Genomic DNA, 19,619 nt, shown 5'->3' on the forward strand with positions numbered 1-19,619 from the left:
CGCGGCAGTGTAACCAACCGGCCTGGCTGCGCGCACCTCTGCTGTGCGAGAGTTGGCGCGATGGCCTCCCCGCTCGCCGAACGGCTCGCGCAGCTCGGATCGTCCGCCCGGACCGCCGTCGAGGACGAGCGGGGGCGGACCACCTTCGCGGAGCTCATGGAGCGCGCCCTCCGCGTCCGCGGCGCGCTGCTCGCCGGCGGCGCGCGACGCGGCGCGGGCCACGGCGCGAGCCCGAGCTCCCTCGAGGGGGAGCGGGTCCTGCTCCTCGTGCCGCCCGGCGCGGCGTGGGTGTCGGCCTTCCTCGGCGTCATCCTCGCCGGCGGGATCGCGCTGCCGCTGTCGCCCCTGTATCCGCCGGCAGAGCTCGCATGGCTCGCGAGCGACGCCGGCGTGCGGCGGATCCTCGTCGGGGACGAGCTCGCCGCCGTGGCCGCCCCGATCGCCGAGGGCCGCGCCGTGCTCCGCGTCGAGGACGCCGAGCGCGCCGCGCCGGGGCCGGCGTCGGCGGTGTCGGACATCGCCGCGGACGATCCGGCGCTGCTGCTGTACACGAGCGGCACGACCGGCAAGCCGAAGGGGGCGCTGCTCACGCACCGCAACCTCGCGGTGCAGGCGGAGCTGCTGCGCGCGGCCTGGGGCTTCTCCGAGCAGGACGTGCTGCTGCACGCGCTGCCGCTGCACCACCTCCACGGCGTCGCCATCGCGCTCACGACGTCGCTGCTCGCGGGCAGCGCGACGAGGATGCTGCCGCGCTTCGACGCCCAGCGCGTCGCCGCCGAGATCGCGCGCCGCTCGGCCACCGCGGTCATGGCCGTGCCCACCATGTACCAGCGGCTCTTCGAGCACGTCGACCGCGGCGGAGCGCCGGAGTTCGCCGCGGGGGCGCGGGCCCTGCGGCTCGCCACGAGCGGGTCCGCGGCGCTGCCCGTGACGCTGGCCGAGCGATGGCGCGACCTCACCGGCACGATCCCGCTCGAGCGCTTCGGGATGACCGAGATCGGCGTCGGCATGAGCAATCCGCTCGATCCGGGCGGGCGGCGGGCGGGCTGGGTCGGCTCTCCGCTGCCGACCGTCGAGGCCCGCATCACGGACGACGCGGGCAACGCGTCGGCGTGGGCGCCGGGCGAGCCGTCGGCGCAGCGCGACGGCGTCGGCGTGGTCGCGCGGGGCGAGCTCTGGATCCGCGGGCCGAGCGTGTTCAAGGGATACCTGGGGCGCGAGGACGCCACCGCCGCGGCCTTCCAGGACGGCTGGTTCCGGACCGGCGACGTCGCGGAGCGCTCCGGCGACGGGCGCTTCCGGCTCCTCGGACGGACCTCGGTCGATATCCTCAAGAGCGGCGGGTACAAGCTGTCTGCCCTCGAGATCGAGGAGGCGCTGCGGGAGCACGGCGCCATCGCGGAGGTCGCGGTGATCGGCGTCCCGGACGAGGCGTGGGGCGAGCGCGTCGTGGCGGTCGTCGTCCCCGCGCCGGGGCGAGAGCCGGAGTGCGCGACCGGGCCGCTCCGCGCCTGGGCCAAGGAGCGACTCGCGCCTTACAAGGTCCCACGCGAGTCGGTCGTCGTGGGGAGCCTGCCGCGCAACGCGATGGGCAAGGTCGTCAAGCCAGAGCTCGTGAAGGCCATCGTGGCGAGCATCGGCGGCGAGGAACGACCGCTCGCGCGGTGATCGCGGAGCGCCCGCCCGCGCGGCAGACGCCGCTTGACCGAGGCGCGCCGCTCCGGCCTACTCGGCGCCAATGCAGCCTGGCACCCCCATGGTCCCCGCCGCCTACGGCGGCCTCGCGGTTCAACCGTTCGCGCATCCCACCTACACCATCAAGCGGCCTTTCTGGTCGCTCCTCGGCCGCAAATTTCATGTCTTCGCGCCCGATGGCACCCTCGTGTGCTTCGTCAAGCACCCGCTGCTCAAGCTCCGTCAGGAGTTCACCCTCTTCGCGGATGAGTCGGAGTCGCAGCCGCTGCTCACGATCCGGTCACGGCAGGTCGTCGCCCTGAACCGGTGTCTCGACGTCCTCGACGCGCGCACCGGCGAGCGGGTCGGGACGATCCGCTCTCGAGGGCTCAAGTCGATCCTCCGCGACACATGGGACATCCTCGACCCGTCCGATCAGCCGGTCGGCCTCATGCAGGAGGACGGCGCCGCGATGCTCCGGCGCATGTTCCCGCTCCTCATCGGCAAGTGGCATGTCGAGCTCCACCAGCAGGAGGTCGCGAAGGTCACGCAGGTGTTCCGGTTCTTCGTGAAGGAGTTCACGCTCGACCTGTCGATGAACCAGGGGCGCATCGACGCCCGGTTCGCCATCGCGTGCGCGTTGCTCGCGCTCATGGCCGAGACCGCGCGCGAGTCCGGCTGAGCCTGGCGGCGGCCGTGGGCGAGCGCGGGCCGGCCGAAGCGCGCCCGCTCGCCGAAAATTCGCCCGTTTTCGCGAGTTCTGCGAGGTTGCCGCGCGATGCGCCTCGATCCTGTCTCCCGCCTCGACTCCGCCCCCGAGGAGGGCCGACCGCCGTCGCCCCCTGTGCCCCCGTCCGGCCTGGCCCGGTTCGCCCCGAGCGGGCAGGGCGCCGACTCCGAGCGCGAGCTCCGGGGGCGCCGCTTCCTGTGGGCGAGCGCCCCGGCGGCGCCGGACGGGCAGCTCCGCGCGACCCTCGACGAGGCCGTCGAGCTCGCGCTGGCCCTGCGCGGCGCGCTGCCGCCGCGGGTCGAGGCCGGCGCCGCGCTCGAGGCGGTGATCGCCGACCAGGTCTTCCGCGCCAGGGCGCTCGGCGCCGCGGGGCTCGCCGTCGCCTTGCCGAGGCTCGCGACCGGGGCGCCGGGGGCGCTCCATCCGGACGACAGCGCGACGCTGCTCGCCTGGCTCAGCGCGGCGCGCGAGGCGCCTGTCGCCCTCGTCTTCGACGAGGCCGACCGGTCCGCGAGGGTCCTCGCGCCGGTGCCGCTCGCGGACCTCGTCGAGCGGCACGCGCCCGAGGGACACAGCGCCGCCTCCCCGCGCGGGCAGGTGCGCAGCCTCCCGATGCGGGAGCCCGTCGCCGCACGAGAGCCGGGCGCGGCCCGCGAGCTGGGCGCGGCGCTCGAGCCCGTCGCCGCGCGCGAGCCGGAGCGACACGTCAGGCCGACGCAGCCCAGCGCCGCGGCGCCGGAAGAGGCGCCCCCGGCCGAGGCGACCGCGACCGAGGCGCCGGCAGCGCCCGCGGCGCCCGCCGCGGCCGAGGCGCGGACCGATGGGAGGCCGCGCGGCGTGCTGCCCCCCCGCTCCTCGAAGATCCGCCGACCGGACGCGCCGGTGGGCATCTCTGCCCTGGGGAGAGGCCCCGGCGCGGCGCCGGCGCCGGGAGCGGGCGCGCCGCCCGCCGCCAACGACGCGTCCGCGATGACCGCAGCCAGCGCCGACCCCGGCGCGCCCGTCGAGGAGCGCAGCGCGGGAGCGACGCTCCGGCCGCCGCGCGCCGCGCACGAGGCCGCGCCCGCAGCGCCGCCTGCAGAGGCCGCCCACGCGGAGACCGACGCGCTCCCGCCGACGCGCAGGGAGCGGAAGGCGCCGCGCAACCGGATCCTCAGCGCGGCCGAGTGGCGCGCGCTCGCCGTCGAGCTCGACAACGCCCGCGGGCCGAAGCCGGTCCGGGTCATCGAGCAGCTCTTCGCGACCCATTACACGCCGCTGCTCGGCGCGACGCTCGCGGGCGAGACGGACGCGGCCGTGCGCGGCGTGGTCGATGGCTGGAGGACCAGCTTCGAGCACAGCTACCGGGAGGCGTTCTCGGCGCTGCGCGTGACCGGCAAGCGGCCGCCCATGGTGTTCGACGCGCCGGACATGGCCGCGCGCCTCGCCCGGCTCAACGGGGCCCGCGGCGTGAAGCTCCTGCTCGTGGACGCGATGCGCTTCGATCTCGGCGAGCGGGTCGCCGCGCACCTCAAGGAGATCATGATGGATCGGGCCATCCTCGTGGAGCGCTCGATCCTGTGGGCGGCGCTGCCGCCCACCACGTCGGCGCAGATCTCGCTGCTCGCCCGCGGCCCGGACGGGCTCCGCGAGACGATGCCGCCGAGCGAGGCGGAGCCCGCGATCGCCCGCGGGCGCGCCGTGGCGACGCTGCGGCGCGAGCGGGTCGGGTCGCGCGAGCTGATGAAGCTCGATCTGGTCGAGGCGCGGCTGCGCGCCGCGGGGCCGCCGTTCGCCGAGCGGATCGAGGCCATCGCGGAGGAGGTCGCCGACGTTGTCGCGCGGTTCATGGACAGCCTGCCGCCGCGGACCCTGCTGCTCGTGTTCGGCGACCACGGGTTCCGCATGACCGGCGACGGCAACACGACCGGCCCCGCGTCGCAGGGAGGAGGCTCACCGGAAGAGGTGCTCGTCCCGGCGCAGGCGTGGCTCGTCGGCGGCGTGCACTGAGCGGACCGAGCGGTCGATCGAGGCGCCGTCGATCGCGGGGCGGCGCCGTCGAGCAAGGCGGCGTCGAGCGCCGTCGAAGCAGCGCGCCTCGCCGCGCGGGCCGCCGAGGGCGACGCGCCGCGCAGGCTCGTCAGGGCGACGTGCGGTACGGGCCCGTCGCCGCGTCGCCGCGCGGCTTCGGGCGGATGAGGCCCGCGAGCCGGGTCGCGACGAGCGCACCGGCGCCGATCAGCGCGACGGCCGCGCAGATCGCGCCGCCGACGTAGGGGATCCCGCTGACGAGGAGCAGGCCGAGGCAGCCGATCGCGAGGTGGACGTAGGGGTTCCTGGTCCGGTGACCGAAGACCCCCGCCCCGGCGGTCTCCAGCACCGCGCAGCCGCCCGCGACCACGGCGATCACGCCGAGCAGCAGGCCGATCACGGCGAACGGGATGCCGATCAACGTCACGCAGAGGGCGACGGCCAGCGCCGCGGCGCCGAGGACGCCCACCACGCCGAGCGCGAACGACCGCATGGGCCGGGCGGCGATCTCGACCTTGAGCGTCTCCATCCGCCGCGGCCAGAGCGCCAGCATCACCGCGCCGAAGGCGAACAGGAGCGCCGTGCGCGTCACCGCGTTGCCGGCCCTGCGCGCGAGCGTGGACGCGCCCTTCGCGCCGGGCCCGCTGTCGCCCACCGGGCTGACCTCGTTGTTCACGTCGCCCTTGATGCGCGCGCGCTCGCCCCGGCGGAACGGTCCGCCCACCACGTCGACGTCGCCGTCGATGCGCGCGCCGTCGGCGACCGTGAGGGGGCCGCCCACCGTCGACACGTCGCCGCGCACGCGCGCGCCCTCGTGGACGTGCGTGGAGCCGCCCATCACGTCGATGTCCCCCGTGACGGTGCCCCACACGTCGAGCGAGCCGCCGATCACCGACACGTCGTGGACGACCTCGCCCCGCTCGATCCGCAGGCTGCCGCCGGTCACGAACCGATCCCGGCCGCGCGACGCGGGCCGCGCCTCCTCGTCGCCCTCGTCGTCCTCGTCCTCCGCGTCCTCCGCGTCGTCGGGCGACGCCGGGGGCACGGGCGGCGCCGGGGCCGCAGGCGACGCCGGGGGCTCGGGCGCGGGCCGCGGCCCGGAGGCTGACTGCGGCGCCGTCGCCGCCGGGGCGATCGCGATGAGGTCGCCGTCGCGGGTCGCCACGTAGCTCCCGTCGGCGAGCAGGAGCTCCAGCACCTTGTCCGCCGGCTGGTCCTGGACGTGGAGCTCGACGACATCGCCGGGCGGGACGTGGAGCAGGAGGCTCCACCCGGCCTCCCGGGCGACGCGCTTGAGCGCCTCGTTGCGCGGCTCTCCGCTCACCTCGAGGCTCACCTTCGGCTCGACCTCTGGCCAGGATCCCTTGCGCGTGATCTCCGCCATGGCCGCGTCGCTGGCCGAGATCCCGATCGCGGCGCCCAGCGCAGCGGCGCCGAGCCGCGAGGCGCAGAAGAGACGAGTCGAGAGGATCCGCATCACATCCCTCCGTTCAGCGTGAGCTGCTTTCCCCTGGTCCAGGCGACACCGACCCCCACGACGACGAGGAGCGCCGCCGAGAGCCACGGCAGCGCCGTGAGCCAACCGGACAGCGCCCCGCTCCCAGCGACCGCGCAGCCGGTCCGCACCACGACCGCGCAGGCATGCCAGAGCGCCGCCAGGCGCTCCCGCAGCCCCCCCGCGCCGGCGACCAGCGACGGCGTCGCGCCGAGCGCCGAGAGCGCCAGGGCAAAGGCGATCGCGGGGATCGGCAGCGGGGCGCGCGGCGCCGCCGGCTCGCTCGCGCCGCTCGGGGCCGCGTGCGCGCGCAGCATCTCCCCCGCGCGGAGCGAGAGGAGCGCCGTCCGGCCGAGCGCCGAGGAGCAGATCTGGCAACGAGCGACATGCGCGGCCGCGCCCTCTGGCAAGATGGCCTCCTCCCCGTCACCCAGCGCCGTGAGCGCGACGTCGGTGAGGTGGCCGTCTGGTTGCCATACGAGATCCGGCGAGAGCTTGTCGTCGTCGTGCATCGATCACTCTCCGAGCGCCTCGGCCAGGCAGCGCCTGCCCCGCGCGATCCACGTGGCCACCGTCCCGAGCGGGATGTCGAGCCGGCGCGATATCTGCTGGTAGTTGAGCCCTTCGACATGGAACGCCAGGAGCGCGCGGCGTTGCGGCTCCGGCAGCTTCTGCAGGGCGAGATCGATCCGGCGGGCGCGCTCGGTCTGAGCGGCGCGCTCCTCCGGCCCGGGCGCCGGGTCCTCCACCGACTCGAGGAGCTCGCCCCGCTCCTCGGGGTCCTCCGCCGGCGGCGCCTCGGCGCGCCGCGTGCGACGGCGCCGCCGCAGCACGTCCAGCGCCACGTGACGCGCGATCCCGAGCACCCAGGGGCGCAGCGGCTCGCCGTCGCGGAGGCGGCTGCGCCCCTCGAGGGCCCGGGCGAGCGCCTCGTGGGTGCAGTCCTCGACGTCGGGGTGATCGGCCCGCTCACCGAGCACGCAGGCGATCGCCGCGCGAACCACCGACCGCAGGGCGGCGGTCTCGTCGAGCGACGCCGTCACGAGCGACGCCGCCGGCAGCCCGTCGGGCGCCTGGGGAGACCGCGGCGTGGTGGCTGGGATCATGGTGAACCTAGACAGTTCGCGCGATCCCTCCCCGAAATTTCACGCGCCGGCGCGGCGTGATCCGACCCATGTCTGCCGAGGTAGGGCAATGTGACTCGATGGCTGCCGTGGTGGGGGCACCGGCAGCGGCCCTCACCGATCCGCGGACGGCGAGAGGAACGCCGTGAGCTCCGGGAGGACGAGCGCCGGGTCCTCCAGGTGGGGTGCGTGCCCGAGCGGCACGACGCGCAGCGCGGCGCGCGGGATCGCGGCGGCCGCGGCGATGCCGATCGGCGCCGGGAACACGTCGTCGCGCTCACCCCAGAGCACCAGCGTCTCGGCGTCGATCTCGCCGAGCCGCGCCAGGCGGTGCGGGACCGGGCCGAAGGCGGGGAACAGCGCGTTGAACGCGGCGACGGGCGCGACCCGGCCGTCGGGCACGGCGTAGAGCTCCCGGTGCAGCGCGCCGAGGAGCTCGCCGAGCGGGGTGGGCGGCGGCGGGTGGATGCGGCGGAAGAGCGCGGCGCCGAGCACCCGGACCAGGCGCTCCGGCGGGGCGCGGAAATAGGCGCGGCTCCGGGCGGTCATGACGGGCCCGAGCCCCATCGCGCCGATGAGCGCGAGCTTCCGCGGGCGCGCGCGCCTGCGGAGCGCGATCTCCACCGCGACAAGCCCGCCGAGGGAGTGGCCGACGAGCGCGGCGTCGCCGAGGTCCATCTCGAGGAGGAGCTCCTCCACCGGATCGGCGAAGAAGCGCAGGCCGTCCTCGAACCCCCCGCCCGCGAAGGGGGGCGACGACGCGTGACCGAAGCCCGGCAGATCCAGCGCGATGACGCGGTGGCGCCGCGCGAGCCCGGGGAGCAGCGGGAACCACGTCGTCGCGGCGTTCCCGCGGCCGTGCAGGAGGACCACCGGCGAGCCGCTGCCGCCCTCCAGCGTGCGCAGCGTCGCGCTCAGCGCGGCGCGGCGATGCACGGCGAACGGCGCCTCGCCCGCGGCGAGCTCCTCGAGGATCGCGCGCTCGGCCGGACCCAGGCGGGAGACGACGGCGTGCACGTTCGTCACAGGGGCCCTCCGTAGCGCGATCGACGCGCCGCGGAAATGCCGCAGCAGCCCGCGGGGACACCGCCGCGCGGCGCCCCCGCCGTCAGTCTCGGCCGTGCCCGGGCCCGAGGATGAGCTGCATCTTGGCCATCGGCTCGAACCCCTCGACGTGCGGCGGGTGGTGGCACTGCGTGACGCAGCTCTCGGGCGGCGGCGAGAGCACGATGAGCCCTTTCTTCTCGGGATCCTTCGCGTGCAGCGAGCCCGGGCCGTGGCACTCCTCGCACTGCACGTTCTGCAGGGCGGCGTTGTGCGTCACCGTGGAGCCGCCCGGCTTGCCGTAGCCGGTCACGTGACAGCTCACGCAGTCGAGGTTGAACTCCTTGAAGTCCTGCTGCAGCGTCGCGTAGGCCCGCGCGTGCGCGGTCTGGTCGAAGACCTTGCGCTCCTCGTCGTGGCAGTTCGTGCAGGCGTCGATGCCGATGTAGCTGGCCTCGCCCTTCGGCGCAGGCTCGGGGACGCGATCCGCGAAGGCCTCCTTGTTGTGGGCGTTGACCCGCTTGTAATAGGCGAGGAGCTGCCCGGCGACGTCCTTGTCGGCGCCGAGCTTCTCGCGCACCTCCACGAGGTTGTAGCGGAAGAAGCTGCCGGTCACCTTCGTCTCCGCCGCCTCGAGCTTCGCCTTCTCGGCCCGGAGCTTGTCCAGATCGGCCTTCCGATCGGCGACGTCCTTCGCCGAGACGCGCTTGTCGCCCTCCCAGCCGTTGAGGCGGATCTCGAGCTCCCGGATCCGCGTCGACAGGCTCATGAGCTCCTCGGCCTTGGCGACGCCGCCCGCGTCGGCGAACACGAGCGGTCCGTCGCCGCCGCCGCGGAGGAAGAGATCCACGACCGCCACGGACTGCAGGTGGTTCGGCGTCTCCACGACCAGCGTCGACCCGATCATCACCGGCGGCTTCTGGCCGTCGTTGCCGTCGCCGCGCTCGCTGGGCTTGCCCAGCACCAGCACGTGCAGCTCCGGCACGCTGTCCGCGAGCCGCAGCGCCTCGCCCCTCGGCAAGGCCGCGAGCCCGACGAACACCCGCGCGCCCTGCTTCTTCGCCTCCTCGATGCCCGCCTTCATCGCCTCGATCGCCGGGCCGGCCTGGAGGCCCGCGGGGTAGGCGCCGGCGCGGCCCTTCGGGTCGCTCACGCCGACGAGGCCCACCTTCACGCCGGCGACGTCGCGCACGGCGACGCCCTCGACGCCCTTCGCGCCCCCGAGGTTCTTGCCGAGCACCGCCGCCCCGGCCTGCTCCTGGTACTTCGCGAGCGAGTCCGCGCCGAGCGCCCAGTCGTTCTCGCCGGGCGCCCACGCGGCCAGCCCGATCTCCTTCGCCGCCAGCGCCATCGCCTCGGCCTTCCAGGCGTCCTGCGACGAGCGCTCCGGCTTCACCTCGGGGTCGGTGAAGAGCAGCGGCCCCGCGCCGACCACGAGCCGGTTCGGCGCCTCGTCGCGCTGGCTCTCGATGAAGGCGGCGAGGTGATCGATGCCCCCGAGCTGGTCCTTCGTGCACCCGCACGGCTCCAGCGCGCCGGCGACGTTGCTGAGCACGTAGAGCCGCACCGTCGGCGTGGTCGCGGCCGGCTCCGTGTCCGCGTCCGCGCTCACGGCGCCCGTCGACGGGACCTTGCACCCCTGGCAGGCCGCGACGCCCGCCGCCGCGGCGATCGCGAGAAAAGGAATCAAGAGCGCGTATCCCCGACGCACCCCGCGAAGAAGCGAGCGCTTCATGCCCGCGCTATAGCACACGCGCCCGGGTGAACCGCCGTGGGCCGCGCCGAAGGGCCACGGGCGCGGTCAGAAGCTCGACGGAGCGAAGGGCAGGACCGTCTTCAGGTCGGCGTCGTTGAACCGGAGCTGCAGCCCGATGAAGTAATCCCGGCGATCGGTGTTCAGGATGTCGTCCATGCCGCCGAGCAGCCACAGCTTGCGGATGAACTCGTACGCGAGCGCGACGCGCCAGCGCGGCGAGAGCTCCTCACCGAAGCCGAAGAGGTCCTGCCGGAGCTCGAACCTGTCGTCGAGCAGGTGAAGATCGAGCCCGAGGCCGCCCGTCGACTCCTTGATGCCGAAGCGGCCCGTGAACGGGCCCATCCGCTTCGCGAACTGGAACGAGAAGCGGAAGGCGTTCGTCGTGATCGTGCGGACTTCCCGGTAGTGCGCCGGGTCGTTCGGGTTGGTCGTGTCGACGTCGATCTGCTGGAAGTCCGTCTTGCCGCGCGGGTCGTTCACCAGCTCGACGACGTAGTACTTGTCCTCCGTCGGCTGGAGCCTGAGCTCGACGTAGCTCTTGATGGTGTTCGCGAGGAAGTTGTAGTCGGTCCGCAGCCCGACGACGGTCTGAAACCGGCTGATCCCCCCGACGAGCTCGCCGACGTCCTCGACGACCGTCTCGACCTCGTTGATCAGCGTCTCGTCTTTGGTGATGCGGCCGAGCGTCCCCTCCCCGCGGTCGATGCGCGCGGCGACGCTGTCCACGTGCTTCAGCGCCGACTCGAGGCTCTCGGTCGCGCGGCCGACGCGCTCCGCGGCGCTGCGCAGCTCCCCGGGCTGCCCGTCCCGGCCGGGCACCTCGGCCGCGGCGGTCATCATGCGGATGTCGCGGCTCACCTGCTCGACGTTGCGCAGGATCTCCCGCAGGCGCGGGCCCGACTCGCCCGTGATCTGGTTGATGTTGTTGATCGTCTGCGTGACGCCCGCGCGGTTCTCGCGCACGGTCGCGTTCATCTGCTCGGTGACGTCCGCGAGGTTGTCGAGGATCTGCGCGAGCCGCTCCTGGCCGCCCTCGGAGCCGACGGTGTTCTTCAGGGTCTCGGTGACGGTCTTGACGTCCTTCAGGATCTCGGCGACCTGGCCCTGCATCGACTGGATCGTCGGCTCGTCGATGTAATATTGAATCCTCCCCTCGTCGGGGATGCGCGGCTTGCCCTCGGTGCCGGGCGCGAGCACGACGAACGACTCGCCGATGAGGCTCGTGGCGCGCTTGCCGACGGCCGCGTCCTCGTAGAGCGGGACGTCGGGGCTCATCTTGATGTCGATGCGCGCCTGGCCGTTGTAGAGCGAGATCTTGTCGACGACGCCGACCTGGATGCCCGAGATCATCACCCGCGACTGCGGGGAAACGCCGATCGCGTCCGGCAGCGTGGCCCAGACCCGGTAGCCGTTCCCGCCGCCCACGTCGCGCGAGACGAAGCGGTAGCCGCCGTAGGCCGCGCCTGCGAGCACGATCGTCATGACGCCGACCTTCGCGGCCTTGGAGACCTCAGCCATCCTGCGCGACGGCCACGGTAGCACGAGCCGACCGCGGGACCGCGCGGCTTTCTCGTCGGCGCGAAGACGATGCGGGGGGGCGCACACCGCGCGACCGGGAGCGGGCCGATGACGGGCGCCGGCCCGGGAAACCTGCTAGCCGAGGCGCATGCGGGCGTGGTGGGCCACTCGGGTATCCGGCGCGTTCGGCGCGGCGCTCACCTTCGCCGGGGCCGCGGCAGCGGAGCCGCCGGCGCTCACGTGGGCGGCGACGACGCGCTCGCCGCAGCCGGGCGCGGCGGGCGCGGCGGACATCGCCGCGCTCGCGGCGCGCTGCGGGAGCGCGGACGCGGCGCTCGCCGCCGTCGCCCGGCGCAACGTCGAGCGGCAGCTCCAGGGCGAGGACTTCATGCCTCCCGACGAGCTCGCCTTCACCCTGCGCGCCGCCGGCGAGCCGCACGCGTGGCCCAGGGGCTGGTCGATCTCTGGCCCGGGGCTCGATCCGGCGGAGATCGGGACGCGGCTCGACGGGTGGCTGTCGGGATGGATCACCCTCGGGGTGAGGCGATGTGGGGTGGCCCAGGCGAAGAAGCCGGACGGGACGGTGATCGTGGCCGCGGTCGGGGTGGACGCGCTCGCGGACCTGTCGCCGTTGCCGACCACGGCGCGGGTGGGCCAGTGGGTGACGCTCGAGGGGACGATGCGGGTCCCCGCGACCGCGGTGAAGGTGGTGCTGCTGGGGCCGCGGGGCGCGCCCAGGACGGTGCTGAGCTCGCTGTCGGGCGCGCGGCTCCGCTCGAGCTTCGCGGTCGACCAGCCCGGGAGCTGGCTCGTGCAGGTGCTGGCCACGGTGTCGACAGGGCCGCGGCCCGTGCTGGAGGCGATGATCTTCGCCGGGAGCGCGCCGCCGGGCCGGTACGTCCGCGCGACGGCGCCCGGCGAGGAGGCCGCCAAGGGGGCGAAGGACGACGAGGACGCGCTGCTGCGGATGATGAACGCGGCGCGGGCCTCGGAGGGCCTGCCGGCGCTCGCGCGCGACCCGGCGCTCGCCGCGCTGGCGCGGGCGCACTCGGAGGAGATGATCAAGGCGAAGATGGTGGGCCACGACGTGGGCTCGGGAGACCCGGCGGTGCGCCTCAAGGCGGCCGCGTACGAGGCGACGATCGCGGGAGAGAACGTGGCCAGCTCGAGCACGACCGAGGGCGCGCACCGCGCGATCTGGGCGAGCCCGTCGCACCGGGGCAACCTGCTCGACCGGCGCTACGGGAGGACGGGCGTCGCGGTGGTGCGCGACGCGAGCGGGCGGGTCTGGGTGACGCAGCTCCTCGCGGGGTGACCGCGGACGTCTGGCGTCAGGCGCCGCCGAGACTCGCGCCGGAGCGCCGGAGCGCCGGAGCCGATCGAGCTCCGCCATCGCCCGCTGTTCACCACCGCACGGACTTCTGCGGCTCATCCGGGCGGCCGCCGTTCCGCGCGTGTATCCTTGCACGCGATGGCTGCACGCCCGCTCTACGTCGGCATCGACCTCGGCACCACGAACTCGACCGCGGCCGCCTTTGACGGCGAGAAGGTCACCCTCGTCAGGAACTCCCAGGGCGCGACGCTCACCCCGAGCGTGGTGCGGATCGACGCGCGCGGGACGATCACGGTCGGCGCGCGCGCCCGGAGGTTCCTCGAGAGCGATCCGCAGAACACCCGCGCGGAGTTCAAGCGGCTCATGGGCACCGCCCAGCCGATCGAGTTCGCGGCGGCGAAGGTGACCAAGAAGCCCGAGGAGCTCGCCGCCGAGGTGCTCCGCTCGCTGCGCGCCGACGTCGCCGAGCACCTCGGCGCCCTGCCGGCCGCGGCGGTGATCTCCGTGCCCGCGCTCTTCGAGCTGCCCCAGAGCGCGGCGACCTCGGAGGCGGCGCGGCGCGCGGGGTTCGAACGCGTGGAGCTGATCCAGGAGCCGGTGGCCTCGGCGCTCGCGGCCGGCTGGACGGCCGAGGAGTCGACGGGGAGCTGGCTCGTCTACGACCTCGGCGGCGGGACCTTCGACGTGTCGCTGCTCGAGACGCGCGACGGGCTGCTCCGCGTCGTCGGGCACGACGGCGACAACTTCCTCGGCGGGCGCGACTTCGACTGGGCCATCGTCGACTGGGCCCTCGCCGAGATCGCGCGCGCCCAGGGCGTCACCGTGAGCCGCGCCGACCCGCGCCACGCCGCCGCGCTCCGCAAGCTCAAGCTCGCCGTCGAGGAGGTCAAGATCGAGCTCACCCGCGCCGACGAGGCGGCGCTCGCGATCCCCGGGGCGTTCGAGGTGGACGGCGCGCCCGTCGACGTCGACCTGGTCCTGCAGCGGTCGACGCTCGAGGCGCTCTGCGCGCCGATCATCGACCGCTCGATCGAGGTATGCAGGCGGCTGCTCGCGGCGCACGGCCTCGACGCGTCGCAGCTCGCGCGCGTCGTGCTGGTGGGCGGACCGACGGTGATGCCGGCGCTGCGGGCGCGCGTGAGGGACGCGCTCGGCGCGCCCTTCGGCGAGGGGCTCGACCCGATGACCCTCGTCGCGCAGGGCGCCGCGATCTACGCGGCCACGGCGGGCCTGGACGCGCGGGCCTCCTCCTCGGACGCGCGGGCCAAGGAAGAGGGCCGCCGGCTCTGGCTCCAGTACCCGGCCATGTCGTCCGATCTGACGCCCCACGTGGTGGGCCGCGTCGTGGAGGGGCCGGGGCCCGCGCCCGAGCGGATCCGGCTCGCGCGGGAAGGCGACGGCTGGACGAGCGCCGACGCCCCGCTCGACGCCGAGGGGGCGTTCGTGATCACCGTCGACCTGCTCCCGCGCCGGCCGAACGTCTTCCGCGTCGAGGGGCTCGCCGCCGGCGGCGCGCGGGTGCCGGTGCACCCGCAGGCGATCACCATCGTCCAGGGGCTCACCATCAGCGATCCGCCGCTGTCGCGCACGATCGGCGTCGCGCTCGCGGACAACACCGTGCGGGTCTACTTCGAGCGCGGCGCGCCGCTGCCGGCCCGGCGGACGTTCGTGCACCACAGCGTGGAGAGCGTCCCGAAGGGCTCCGGCGCGTGCGTGCTGAAGATCCCGATCGTGCAGGGCGAGCTCGACGTCGCCCACCTCTGCCGCGTGGTCGGGGCGCTGGAGATCGACGGGAGCGGGCTCACCGCCACGCTGCCCGCGGGCTCGGCCATCGAGCTCACGCTCGAGCTCGACCGCGGCGGGCACCTCTCGGCGCGCGCGCTGATCCCGTCGCAGGGGCTCGTGTTCGAGCGCGTCGCGCACCTGCTCGTCCCCGAGGCGGCGCCCGAGGTGCTCGACGCCTCGCTCGCCGCCATGCGCGAGCGGCTCGCTTCCGTGCGCGAGGGCGCCCTGCGCAGGAACGAGCCGCACGCGCTCGGCAAGGTGACCTACGTCGAGTGCGCGCTCGCCGAGGTCGAGCGCGACGTGGCCGCCGCGCGCGGCGGCGACGCCGACGCCGGGCAGAAGGCGCGGCGCGCGCTGCTCGAGCTCGACGTCCTGCTCGAGCAGGCCGAGGCCGACAGGCGCTGGCCGGAGCTCGAGGCCGAGGCCCAGGCCGCCGTCGCGAACGCGTCGGTGTGGATCTCGCAGCTCGGGTCGGGCACCGAGAAGGCGCTCCTCGAGGAGGCCGCGCAGGGGGTGGCGCGGGCGCGCGCCGAGAAGAACCAGGTCGAGCTGCAGCGGCAGCTCCGCCTCGTCCGCAACCTGAGCAGCGCGGCGTTCCAGCGGCACCCGAAGGCGTGGGTGTGGATGTTCGAGGACGCCGCCTCCGAGGCGCACCAGGCGTCGGATCTCGTCCGCGCGCAGAAGCTCGTGCGCGACGGGCGCGGCGCGGCGGAGCGCGGCGACGCGACGGCGCTCCGGGCGATCACCGAGGAGATCTGGCGGCTCTTGCCCGTCGACGCGCAGAAGCGCAGGCTCGGCCACGAGTCGGGGGTGCGGTGATGGACGACGCGCTCGGCCGCATCCGCGACAACCCGTTCTACGTGCTCGGCCTGCGCCCGAGCGCGAGCCGCGCGGAGGTCGAGCGCGAGGGGCAGAAGCTGCTCGGGATGCTCGAGCTCAAGCTCGCGAGCGCCGCGACCTACGCGACGCCGGTCGGCCCCGGCGCCCGCACGGCCGACAAGGTGCGCCAGGCCATGGCGAACCTGCGGGACCCGGAGCGGCGCCTCGCGCACGAGGTCTGGGCGCGGCTCGACCCGCGGCCGCCGCCGAAGGACGACCTCGACGACGACCTCGGCGACCTGCCGCCGCCGGAGCCGCCCGGAGAGGATCCGCGCGCCCCGTGGCCGGAGGCGCTGTCGGCCCTCGGCTGGAGGGCGCGGTGATGCTCCACCTCGCCCTCGCGTTCATGGCCGTCCTCGTCGTCGCGACCGCGGTCATCGTCGTGCCCCTGCTCGTCGAGCGGCGGATGGACGCACAGAGGGCGACCGACGACCACGCGCTCGGCGGCACCTTCGCGCGCATCCTCCTGGGCGTGCTCGCGGTGCTCTTCGTGTCCACCGTTCCCCGCGGGTCGCTCGCTGGCCTCCTCGTGCTCGCGCCGCCCCTCGCGCTCTTCGGGCCCTGGCTCGCCGCGCGGCACGTGTTCATCCCGCTCGGCCTGCCGCGCGCGGCGTACGCCGCCGCGAGGCGCTCGCTCTTCGCGTGGCCCGCCGACCCGCGCGGCGGCGCGGCGCTCGCGGCGGCGTGGGCGCTCTGCCACGCGCGGCGTCCGGACCCGGCGGCGGAGGCGTGGATCGGCGACCTGCTGGAGGGTACCGGCCAGCGCCACGGCGCGGGACGGGGCGGCGACGGCGGGGCGGGCGCGGCGGGCACGGAGCCGCTGCGCGGCGCGGGCGTGGCGGCCGGCGCGATGCTCGCGGCGTACCGCGGCGACATCGAGGGCGCGCGGGCGCTCTTGGAGAGCGTCGCCAGCCTCGACGAGCGCGCCTGCCCCCGCGAGGCCCGCCGCATCGCCGCGGGCTGGCTCGCCGCCGAGGCGGCCGCCCGCGGCGACTGGGCCGCCGTCGTCGAGCGCGCGGCCCACGGGGGCGGCCGCGCGACGTCGCTGCTCGGCGCGGCCGCCGCGCGGCTGCTCGGCGACGTGAGCGCGCCGGGCGCGGTCGCGCTCTGGCTGCGCTGGCTCGCCGCGCCCCGGCGCCGCGCGACGCTCCCGCTCCTGCGCCGCGCCCTCGCCGCGGGCGCCGGCGCGCCGCGCCCGGCGCCGGACGCGCCCGAGCCCTGCGCCGCGAAGGTCGCCGAGGGCGACCTGTGGAGCCGGGCGGTGCTGCTCCACGCGACGCTGCTGCTCCGGCCGCGCGGCGAGGTCTCCGGCGACGACCTCCGGCGGCTGGGCGGCGCGTGGGACGCGGCGCTCGAGGACGAGCGCGCCCAGGCCGAGCTCCGCGAGCGGGCGCTGTCGCTCGGCGCCTCGGGGGCGCACGCGGCGCTCGGCCCGGTCGCGCGCGCGGTCGAGGAGGACCTCGCGGCGGCGCTGCGCGCGGCGCGCGTGCCGCTCGCGGAGTGGGACGACCTCGGCGCGACCATCGGCCGCACGCGCCGTCGGCTCCGGGACGAGCTCCTGTCCGAGGTGGAGCTCGCGTGCGACGCCCTGCGCCGCCGCGTCGACGAGAAGCGCGAGCTCCCGGCGCTGTCGGAGTGGCGCGAGTGGACGGCGCTCCGCGCGCAGTACGAGGCCGCGGCCGAGCTCGTGGGCGCGGAGTTCCGCCGCCTCGTGTTCCCCAAGTTCCACGCCGACGTGTGCCACGCCGCCGTCTGGCTGTTCAACGCCCGCAAGGAGCGGGCGATCGCGAACGCGATGTTCCGGTGGCTCCTCGCCGAGGCCGAGGCGCTGGAGGACGCGCGCCTCGCGGGGCTCCAGCGCGGCAACGTCGCGTGCGGGGTGTGACGCCGAGCGCCGCGCGCGCTCGATGACGGCGCGGGCGGATCCCCGCGGCGCGCCCGAGGAGCCAGCATGATCGAGCTCGACAAGGTCACGAAGCGCTACGCCGACACGGTCGCGGTCGACGAGGTCTCGCTGCGCGTCGAGGAGGGGGAGCTCCTCGTCCTGCTCGGCGGCTCGGGCTCGGGCAAGACGACCACGCTCAAGATGGTGAACCGCCTCATCGAGCCCACGTCGGGCGCGATCCGGATCGGCGGGCAGGACGTCACCCGCGAGCCGCCGCACGCCCTGCGCCGGCGGATCGGCTACGTCTTCCAGCGGCTCGGGCTGTTCCCGCACCTCACCGTGGCGGAGAACATCGGCGTCACGCCGTCGCTGCTCGGCTGGGACGCGGCGCGCATCCGGGCGCGCGTCGACGCGCTCCTCGAGCTCTGCGAGCTCGACCCGGCGGCCGTGCGCGATCGCCGCCCCGCGGAGCTCTCGGGCGGCCAGCAGCAGCGGGTCGGCGTCGCGCGCGCACTCGCCGCCGAGCCCCGGGTGATGCTCCTCGACGAGCCGTTCGGCGCGCTCGATCCGCTGACGCGCGACCGGCTCCAGCAGTCGTTCCTCGCGATCCGGCGCCGGCTCGGGCTGACCGCGATCTTCGTGACCCACGACATGGTCGAGGCCCTGCTGCTCGGGGATCGCATCGCGGTGATGCAGGGCGGCCGGCTCGCGCAGGTCGGGACGCCGCGGGAGCTCATGACGGCGCCCGCGGACGAGTACGTCTCGCAGCTCCTCGGGACGCCGAAGCGGCAGGCGGGGCTCATCGACGCGCTGCTCCCCGACGGGGAGCGCGCCGCGTGAACGAGCAGCTCGCCCTCCTCCCCGGGCGCCTCCTCGCGCACCTCGAGCTCACGCTCGTCGCGCTCCTCGTCGGCACCGGCGTCAGCGTGCCGCTCGGCGTGCTGGTCTCCCGCGCGCGCCGGCTCGAGCAGCCGGTGCTCGCGGTCGCGAGCGTCATCCAGACCGTCCCCAGCCTGGCGCTGCTCGCGTTCATGGTGCCCGCGCTCGCCGCGATCGGCGCCGCGAGCATCGGCTACCTGCCGGCGCTCATCGGGCTCGTGCTCTACAGCGTGCTCCCGGTCCTCCGGAACACCGTGGTGGGCCTCTCCAGCGTCGATCCGGCCCTGATCGAGGCGGCCGACGGCGTCGGCATGACGCCGGGCCAGCGGCTCCGGCGCGTGGAGCTGCCGCTCGCCATGCCCGTGATCGTCGCCGGCATCAGGACGGCCACGGTGTGGACGGTGGGCACCGCGACGCTCTCGACGCCCATCGGCGCGGAGAGCCTCGGCAACTACATCTTCACCGGGCTGCAGACGCGCAACACCGCGGCGGTGCTCGTCGGGTGCGCGGCGGCGGCGGCGCTGGCGCTGTTCCTGGACGGCACCGTGAGGGCGCTGGAGGTCGGGCTCCGCCGCCGGCGCCGGGGCCTCGTCGCGGCGGCGGCCTTCGCGCTCGCCCTGCTCTACGCGATCACGGCGGTGAGCTTCGCGCGGGGCGCGCTCGGGGGCGGCGCGCGGAAGATCGTCGTCGGGTCCAAGACCTTCACCGAGCAGTACATCCTGAGCCGCGTCCTCGCAGGGAAGATCCAGCGCGACACAGGGCTGCCCACCGAGACGGTCGAGTCGCTGGGGTCCACGGTGGCGTTCGACGCGCTGCGGACGGGCCAGATCGACGCGTACGTCGACTACTCGGGGACGCTCTGGGCGACGGTCATGAAGCGGAGCGACCTGCCGGCGGATCCGGGCGAGGTGCTCCGGGGGGTGAAGCGGTACCTGCTCGAGGAGCACGGGATCGTGGTCGCCGCCGCGCTGGGCTTCGAGAACACCTACGCGCTCGCGCTGCGGCGCGAGGTCGCCGAGCGGATCGGCGCGCGGACCATCAGCGATCTCGTGCCCGCGGCGCGCTCCATGACGATCGGGGGGGACTACGAGTTCTTCCAGCGCGCCGAGTGGAAGACGGTCGAGCAGCGGTACGGGATCGCGTTCGCGAGGCAGCGCAGCATGGATCCCTCGCTCATGTACGAGGCCGTCCGGGCGGGCGAGGTGGACGTCATCAGCGCGTTCTCGACGGACGGGCGGATCGTGTCGTTCGACCTCCGCGTGCTCGAGGACGACCGGCGGGCGATACCGCCCTACGACGCCGTCGTCCTCGCGAGCGCGCGGCTCGCGCGGGAGCACCCGGAGGTCGTCGAGGCGCTGCGGGGGCTCGAGGGCAAGATCGACGCGGCGAGGATGCGGGAGCTCAACGTCGCCGTCGACGAGCGCGGGAAGTCCCCCGCGGAGGCGGCGGAGGCGCTGCTGCGGGAGCTCTGACGGGGCGGGGCGGGCGCCGGCCGGCCGCGCGCGCC

The 19,619-nt window shown here is 75.2% G+C and carries 15 protein-coding genes; 9 read left to right on the forward strand and 6 right to left on the reverse strand.

All coding sequences use genetic code 11. The features are described 5' to 3' along the window. Positions 1–60: 60 nt before the first annotated feature. From WME76_RS36200 to WME76_RS36210, 3 genes are all read left to right on the forward strand, one after another. Positions 61–1,668 carry an AMP-binding protein gene (locus WME76_RS36200; RefSeq protein ID WP_437956748.1) on the forward strand — a complete coding sequence of 536 codons (1,608 nt, stop codon included), beginning with the start codon at positions 61–63 and terminating at the stop codon, positions 1,666–1,668. A gap of 88 nt (positions 1,669–1,756) precedes the next feature. Further along, positions 1,757–2,356: a hypothetical protein gene (locus WME76_RS36205; RefSeq protein ID WP_437956749.1), complete on the forward strand. Its 600-nt coding sequence runs from the start codon at positions 1,757–1,759 to the stop codon at positions 2,354–2,356. 96 nt (positions 2,357–2,452) lie between these two features. Beyond that, positions 2,453–4,393, forward strand: coding sequence for a hypothetical protein (locus tag WME76_RS36210; protein ID WP_437956750.1), 1,941 nt, complete (start codon positions 2,453–2,455; stop codon positions 4,391–4,393). A gap of 130 nt (positions 4,394–4,523) precedes the next feature. On the opposite strand, the gene WME76_RS36215 is transcribed toward WME76_RS36210, so the two are convergent. The 6 genes from WME76_RS36215 to WME76_RS36240 all read right to left on the reverse strand — a co-directional run bounded on the left by WME76_RS36215 (position 4,524) and on the right by WME76_RS36240 (position 11,351). Further along, entirely contained in the window at positions 4,524–5,891 is a 1,368-nt protein-coding gene (locus tag WME76_RS36215) for a polymer-forming cytoskeletal protein (RefSeq protein ID WP_437956751.1), read from the reverse strand. Beyond that, complete coding sequence (locus WME76_RS36220) at positions 5,891–6,421, reverse strand: hypothetical protein (protein WP_437956752.1); 531 nt, start codon at positions 6,419–6,421, stop codon at positions 5,891–5,893. Before WME76_RS36220 ends, WME76_RS36215 begins: the two co-directional genes overlap by 1 nt. Before the next feature lie 3 nt (positions 6,422–6,424). Then, positions 6,425–7,015: an RNA polymerase sigma factor gene (locus tag WME76_RS36225; protein WP_433930251.1), complete on the reverse strand. Its 591-nt coding sequence runs from the start codon at positions 7,013–7,015 to the stop codon at positions 6,425–6,427. 132 nt (positions 7,016–7,147) lie between these two features. Beyond that, positions 7,148–8,059: an alpha/beta fold hydrolase gene (locus WME76_RS36230; RefSeq protein ID WP_437956753.1), complete on the reverse strand. Its 912-nt coding sequence runs from the start codon at positions 8,057–8,059 to the stop codon at positions 7,148–7,150. Between the two features lie 82 nt (positions 8,060–8,141). Beyond that, on the reverse strand, positions 8,142–9,767 hold the full coding sequence (locus WME76_RS36235; RefSeq protein ID WP_437956754.1) for a multiheme c-type cytochrome: 1,626 nt from the start codon (positions 9,765–9,767) through the stop codon (positions 8,142–8,144). Between the two features lie 111 nt (positions 9,768–9,878). Continuing rightward, the gene (locus tag WME76_RS36240; protein WP_061610682.1) at positions 9,879–11,351 is read right to left on the reverse strand and encodes an MlaD family protein; all 1,473 of its coding nucleotides are present in this window, start codon (positions 11,349–11,351) and stop codon (positions 9,879–9,881) included. A gap of 148 nt (positions 11,352–11,499) precedes the next feature. On the opposite strand from WME76_RS36240, the gene WME76_RS36245 reads away from it, so the two are divergent. From WME76_RS36245 to WME76_RS36270, 6 genes are all read left to right on the forward strand, one after another. Further along, positions 11,500–12,666 (forward strand): CAP domain-containing protein, encoded by a 1,167-nt coding sequence (locus WME76_RS36245; protein ID WP_437956755.1) that lies wholly within the window; start codon positions 11,500–11,502, stop codon positions 12,664–12,666. A 156-nt stretch (positions 12,667–12,822) separates the two neighbouring features. After that, positions 12,823–15,288, forward strand: coding sequence for an Hsp70 family protein (locus WME76_RS36250; protein ID WP_437956756.1), 2,466 nt, complete (start codon positions 12,823–12,825; stop codon positions 15,286–15,288). Continuing rightward, on the forward strand, positions 15,288–15,671 hold the full coding sequence (locus WME76_RS36255) for a hypothetical protein (RefSeq protein ID WP_437956757.1): 384 nt from the start codon (positions 15,288–15,290) through the stop codon (positions 15,669–15,671). Before WME76_RS36250 ends, WME76_RS36255 begins: the two co-directional genes overlap by 1 nt. After that, the gene (locus WME76_RS36260) at positions 15,629–17,233 is read left to right on the forward strand and encodes a hypothetical protein (RefSeq protein WP_437956758.1); all 1,605 of its coding nucleotides are present in this window, start codon (positions 15,629–15,631) and stop codon (positions 17,231–17,233) included. The genes WME76_RS36255 and WME76_RS36260 overlap by 43 nt, the downstream gene beginning before the upstream one ends. Positions 17,234–17,299: 66 nt before the next feature. After that, entirely contained in the window at positions 17,300–18,073 is a 774-nt protein-coding gene (locus WME76_RS36265) for an ABC transporter ATP-binding protein (protein ID WP_437956759.1), read from the forward strand. Next, positions 18,070–19,584, forward strand: a complete 1,515-nt coding sequence (locus WME76_RS36270) for a glycine betaine ABC transporter substrate-binding protein (protein ID WP_437956760.1) — start codon at positions 18,070–18,072, stop codon at positions 19,582–19,584. The genes WME76_RS36265 and WME76_RS36270 overlap by 4 nt, the downstream gene beginning before the upstream one ends. Positions 19,585–19,619: the final 35 nt, after the last annotated feature.

This window comes from Sorangium sp. So ce119 (assembly GCF_051524405.1).
Lineage (GTDB): Bacteria > Myxococcota_A > Polyangia > Polyangiales > Polyangiaceae > Sorangium > Sorangium cellulosum_G.